The organism is Methanospirillum sp. (assembly GCF_028679455.1).
In the GTDB taxonomy this organism is placed as follows: domain Archaea; phylum Halobacteriota; class Methanomicrobia; order Methanomicrobiales; family Methanospirillaceae; genus Methanospirillum.
On sequence record NZ_JAJRBM010000053.1, the window covers coordinates 1 to 5099 of the forward strand.

The 5099-nt window shown below is 43.2% G+C and carries 5 protein-coding genes; all 5 read right to left on the reverse strand.

What is annotated here, in order from left to right:
* The coding region (locus LUQ50_RS01695; RefSeq protein WP_300035234.1) for a hypothetical protein at positions 1-387 on the reverse strand (387 nt) is incomplete at its 3' end.
* Positions 388-562: 175 nt separating this feature from the next.
* Entirely contained in the window at positions 563-802 is a 240-nt protein-coding gene (locus LUQ50_RS01700) for a hypothetical protein (protein ID WP_300035237.1), read from the reverse strand.
* Positions 748-948, reverse strand: coding sequence for a hypothetical protein (locus LUQ50_RS15895; RefSeq protein WP_367278934.1), 201 nt, complete (start codon positions 946-948; stop codon positions 748-750). Before LUQ50_RS15895 ends, LUQ50_RS01700 begins: the two co-directional genes overlap by 55 nt.
* A gap of 172 nt (positions 949-1120) precedes the next feature.
* Entirely contained in the window at positions 1121-1570 is a 450-nt protein-coding gene (locus LUQ50_RS01705) for a sensor histidine kinase KdpD (RefSeq protein ID WP_300035239.1), read from the reverse strand.
* A gap of 36 nt (positions 1571-1606) precedes the next feature.
* A complete protein-coding gene (locus LUQ50_RS01710; RefSeq protein WP_300035241.1) occupies positions 1607-4576 on the reverse strand; it encodes a PAS domain S-box protein in 2970 nt (989 codons plus the stop codon).
* Between the last annotated feature and the right edge of the window lie 523 nt (positions 4577-5099).

Below are 5099 nucleotides of genomic sequence, written 5' to 3' on the forward strand. Positions count from 1 at the left end.
AGTCCCATCTGCATTGAATCTCACAAGTTTAATGCCGGTTGGATGAATATTCTCTGCAGTAATCGCAACCGGATTGAAGACTACCTTTCCGGTGCTATCTTCTTTTGCATATTCGCATATCGAATCCCAGTAATTTTTTGGTATGATCTCGATACCAATCTGTTTACATTTCTCTATTGAAGTTGTCCCGGTGATATTGATCTTCTCTCCACTGGTATGACTTCCGATCGGATTCAGGGTGATGGTTTGATTAGTATCTGCTACCGTGGGAGTTATCCCGATTGCAACAATAAAAATCAGCCCTATAACAAGTGTCCAAGATCGTACAAAGACCCGATGTTTCTTTTGTGGTGCATCACTCAGGATTGAACGTAATAAATTATCCATGATCAGATCGCCTCATTTCCCATGATACATGGGATACAGAAATTGACAACCGAAGCGGTATTATTTCATCTTCATTCGTTATCAGACTTCTTCTTTCAGGTGTGTAATTACCAAAATTCGAAGATAGGGCAGATTTTTTCTGCCTTCCTGTCATTTTTGCAGAGGAACGAATAGATTAGAGCACTGCTTTTTTGAAGGTTTCAAAACCGACACGTTCTATAGTTGCTCCGAGCCGTTCAGGAGCCTGGCCATTTTCCCGATAAAATGCGATAATCTTTCGGGCAAGATCGATTGCCTGTTCTTCGGTCAGGTCGTCAGCGAGCTCCCTTCCCGGCTTCGGTGTTCCTCCCCCTTTACCTCCTACGACCGCTTTGAATCCGGTATCAGTTCCAAAAATCCAATATCCTTCATCCATGAGTCACTACAGCAATTAGAACAGCCTGATACACCCATCTTGAATTTTGCTGGGGCAGGTTTCCCATAGAACTCCTTATCCAGGGCAAATCCCAGACCAGGACTGTCTTGTTTGGCTTTTTTACAAGCACGAGTTCCTAGACACATCTGAATGCTCCGGATAGTCAGGCCGATAGCCTTTGAACTATCAGTGAACTCGGCCCAGGCATTATCAAGGTCCTCTTCATGGATGCCAATGATGGCAATGCGTTGTGCACCAGTGAGTTTAACAAATTTGGAAATAAAGTAATCGGAAATAGACGTTCATGAGTTTCTGTCGTTATCCCTGTCTCTTCTCACCACCGTACCTGTACGCAGAGAAGGGAATAGTTAACTCGAACCTGGCTCCTTTTCCTTCTTCTCCTGTTTCCTTAATAGAAATCCCGGTTATTGAGAGTATCTCCGCAGTGAGGAAAAGACCGAGGCCTGTATTTTTTCCAAATCCACGTTTGAAGATCATTGGTTTGTCTGACCGGACAACCCCTACCCCGTCATCTTCAAAGACCAGAATACCCCTATCAGGGATTTCATGAAACGATATCGAGATACGGGTAACGTGTTCTCCGTGACGCAGAGCATTTTCCAAAAGATTGTAACAGACTTTAGAGAACATCGGGTCAACAAATATCTCAAGATCTCCGGTATTCACCTCGATGGAGATATCAGAAAAAATGCTTTGTGCTCTTTCTTTTTGAACGATGTCTTCAACACGAAGCCATGCAGGTGCCATTACTCCCATGTCCTGGTAATCCCTGGTAAAAAGAATCTAACTGTGAATCGTGGCCACCGTCTTATTGAGCATGAGTAATTCATCCCTGACTGAAGCGTCATCGTGAATCTTCTGACTGAGAAAATCCTCTATAAAGAACAAGGCCTGAACCTGGTTGAGAAGATCATGTCTGGTGATTGAAGAGAGAAGATTAAGTTTCTTGTTTGCCTGAAGCAGGGCGTCACTGAGCCGTATCATCTCGGTAACATCATTCATGACCGTTAATAGCAGAGTTTTATCCTGGAGAGTGATGATATCAGCATTTAAGATTCCGGTTACTACCCTGCCATCTTTGGCCCTAATCAATACCTTGTTATTTCTGCTATTCCCCTTCATCTGAATATCTTTCATGACCCGGTCACGGTCATGGTCATCAACAAATAACCCGATTTCACTTTGATTTTTCCCAATTACCTCTTCGCGTTTGTACCCGAGTGTCTCGAGGAAGGTGTTATTCACATCCATAAATACTGTGTCTATGGAAATAGCCATCAGGGAACCGCTTGAATGAAACGCCTTGGAAAATTTCTCTTCAGAAAGCGTAATTGCAGAAATATCCTTTGATACTCCGAACAATGCCTCATGTCCATCCCATTCTCCTACTACCACCCGGGTCTCAACCGGTATCTGGGTTCCATCTTTGGTAATCAGCGGTATTGGGCAGAGATCACGGTTTCCAGCGACCATTTCTGACACAATCTCAAATGCTTCCTGTCTTCTTCGCACCGGGTGAACCATGAGAATAGAATGGCCGACTAACTCTTCTTCTTTATACCCCAGCCGTTGCAGAACCGTTTTATTCACGGTTACTATGGTTCCGTTCTTGTCCAGGACAAACAGAAAGTCATGAATGGTATCAAAAAACGTGGAGAAGTTATTCTCACTGATCTGAACTTCTTCTTCGGCTTTTCTTCTGCCAAATGCTGCTCCCAGCAGACCTGCTGCTGCTTCCAGCGTCTCAATCTCCACATCGGTCCATCCATGATCATTGACACAGTGATCAAACCCGATAAACCCGTAAAATTCATTGTGGGAAAAGATCGGAACTATCGCAAGGGACTTGATATCCTGTTCAATAAGGCTGATTTGCTCATCTACAGGAAAATCACTGACCGATCCTGAGATCACACCACCACTCATGATAATGGAACCCCATCTCCCATACCCGGCATCCTGCCATTTCAGGTTCTGAAGAGCGGGATTATCCAGTTGCGGAGTTATCCCTACAGAAACCCACTCATATCGCTGGCTGATGAGAGATGTTCCCTGGTCTGAGTAGGAATGAATAAAGATATAGGTACGGGAGACCTCTACAGCCTTTCCAATCCTGGCAATAACCCGGGAAATAGCGTCATCGGTGAGTGATGACATCAGCGTAGTGGCGGCAAAGCTGATAGCATCAAGAATATTCTTTTTATGAATAAGACGCTCTTCGTTCAGCCGTTGCTCGGTGATATCACGAGCTGCTGCATAAATTACATTCTTGACCGGTGCTGATCGCCATTCAATCCACCGGTACGTTCCATCCTTACACCGATACCGGTTAACAAAATTGATAACTTCCTTCTGGTCTGCAAGATTAGATATTGCTGCCAGCGTTGGATTTAAATCATCAGGATGAATGAAATCCAGAAACTTTCTCCCCATCAGTTCCTCGTCACTCCATCCAAGAACCCGGTACCATGCCGGATTGAGCAGGGTAAAATATCCGTCAGTATTTGCAATACAAAGCATATCAAGAGTCACTGAAAAAAACTGTTCAATTTGTTCAGTTTTTTGTCTCAACGCTTCTTCTGCCTTTTTTCGCTCAGTGATATCAACATGGGTCCCGACCATCCTGGCAGGTCTGCCTGCATTATCCCATTCGGTAACCCGCCCCCGGTCATGAATCCAGACCCAGCTCCCGTTTTTATGACGCATCCTCGCTTCATACTGATAATAGGGCAGTTCTCCCGAGAAGTGCCTTTGTATCAGATCATACGATGCACTCAGATCATCAGGGTGAGTGTACTTTTCCCAGGTCTTTATGGTGATAGGCATTAGTTCAGCAAGAGTATACCCGATAATTTCTGCCCACCGCTCATTAAAAGTCGTCTCACCGGTCTGCACATTCCAGTCCCAGATCCCTATCTGCGATCCTTCAATGGCTAAGGTTAATTTTTCACCTGTTTTTTTAAGATCTTCTTCAGCACGGTGCTGTGCAGTGAGATCTGTTATCTGCAGATAATAATTCGTTAGGACGCCGTCAGGATTTTTATGAGGGATGAAACTGATGTCTATGTATATGGTGCCATGACAACTCCCGTGATAGTGGTGGTGGGCTTTCATCTCATCAAAATCGACAATTGAATTCTCTCTGAAGGTTTCCCCGGATCTCATTTTTCGGATGGATTCTTCAGAAATATGGGAATGGTCAAAAAGAGACAACCCTAACACATTTGAGGCAGAAGAGATACCAAACAGGGAACATGCAGCAGTATTAATATCTACAAGTTTTTTCTCGTTATCATAAATCAGGGTGGCTATTGATGAATTTTCAAATAATTCACGAAATTTTAATTCGTTTTCCCGGAGCATCAGTTCAGTCTGCGTTTTTTGAGCCCCCTGCCTGATCATATGAGTCAGTTTGGCAAACAGCGTATCGTAATCTTCTCCTTTTTTCAGGTAATAATCGACACCGTTGTTTATTGCATCAATAACCACATTTTCATTCCCTTTTCCAGTAAAAAGAATAAACGGGATGGTAGAAAATGTTCTAACCTTTTTAAGCAGTTCAATTCCATCCATATCCGGCATGCAATAGTCTGCTACCATAACATCATACCGGGTGTGAAGTAATTTGTTAAGGCAATCCTCACCAGACAGAGAACAATCTATCGTGAATTCCTGATTCTGTGACAGCGATTCTCTCATCGCTTCTAAAAATGCGGGTTCATCATCCACCAGAAGAACGGTTATTGGTACCATGTTGTATCGCCATTACATTCCTGTGTATCGACAATATGCAGGATTATTTCGGATGTATACGGTAGAAGAGAAATATCACAGGTTCATCTCTTCTTCTCACGGTGATACCCTTCACCAGGCATTCGAGTACCGTAACGATATCTACCCACTGATCCGGGAAAAACTTTTCTCACGAATTCCCCATCTCTATCATACGGTAATTGGGGAAGGTATTAATTCAGACCGTTTACGAGTATAATATTTCCTTATCGTCCCCACTCTACCACAGCATAATTTAAAAGGAGATAATAGAGATTTAATAGAGATTTTATTTATATATATAATAAAATATAATAATGCCCAGCCGGTACAGGGAGAGAGATGAGATTGTACTGTTCGATGAGCGGTACATGACAGAATGCCCGATACAGTGACTTTGAACAAACGAGCACCGACTGAATCATATCCCTCAAGGTACATACGAAGATACGAAACTTCCTTTTTTTCATCGTTTCATTGTTCATAACTCACCGCGATCATTTCA